Raw genomic sequence first — 1025 nt, 5'->3', positions numbered from 1 at the left:
GCGAGAGAAAACGCGCTGACGCGGAATGCTACTCGCTAGCATTTGTTTTTCTACTTCGCGAGCTCGTTTTTCGGAGAGCGTATCATTGAAACTCGCCGCACCAGTGCTATCGGCATGGCCATCAATCACCACATCCACATCGGTTCTGCCTGCTAAATAGTGCCCCAGCTTTCGTAACCAATCTTGTGAGTTTGACGACAATTGCGCCGACCCTGTCTGAAAGTGAACTTGCTCTTTTAAGCGAATCATAAGGTGACCACCACCGATCGTCTCATGCGGGATATTGTGTCTATCCAAGAACATTTCTAGTGAGGTCACGTTGTTAGACTTTTTTTCGGCCGCCCTCGCCGTCTGATTAACACGTGGAGCCGTCGAAACGTGAGATGCACTCGCATACCCCCACTCAGGGTGTCTCAGCTCGGTGTTTGTTTTTGGGGCTGTATCCAACATATTCCCACCCGGAACCATGTCTGGATTAAGGCTGCTACACCCACTAAGAATGCCACAGACAATGAAAAACCAATGCTTCATACCGTCACCAACGTAGAAAGAATTCTTGTTCACTATGTCGACGAAAAACACATATTCTTTAGTGTTTTTCGCTATTTGATTGTTTTATATGCACCGTTCGTGCCATTCTCAGTTCGGGCTTGTCGCCTATGCTGCAAAACAGTAAACGTCCAATTTGCTAACACCATGTCACTATTCGGTTATATCCACACCAATCTGTTACTAATCGTCTCACTTTATTGTTATTTAATGGTTTTAGTCACTATCGTTAACCGATAAACTACCGTAAATTTCTCATTCAGAGCGTTGTTATGTTTAAAACTATCTCAAAAGGCGTCGCTTTATTTGCCGCTATTGCGGCTCTGTCAGCATGTGACAGCGGCAATAGTCAGCCACAACAAGGTAAGCAATACGAAGTGTTGCCTGTTTCTCTTCAAGAATACAATCTGGCGCCACTAACCGAAGCTTTTGCCCTAACTTGCGGCCATTGTCGTTCAATGGAAGAGTTTGTCCCT

General features: G+C 45.5%; 1 protein-coding gene and 1 pseudogene. One reads left to right on the top strand and one right to left on the bottom strand.

The window, feature by feature from the left end:
• Positions 1-531, bottom strand: a 531-nt coding sequence (locus tag R8N28_RS27230) for an OmpA family protein (RefSeq protein WP_318183917.1), incomplete at its 3' end; no start/stop codon positions are given.
• A gap of 290 nt (positions 532-821) precedes the next feature.
• On the opposite strand from R8N28_RS27230, the pseudogene R8N28_RS27225 reads away from it, so the two are divergent.
• Positions 822-1025: pseudogene (locus R8N28_RS27225) on the top strand (thiol:disulfide interchange protein DsbA/DsbL); the annotation flags it as partial.

It is taken from the genome of Vibrio sp. Vb1554, assembly GCF_033344235.1.
This window is presented reverse-complemented; position numbering and strand designations above follow the sequence as displayed.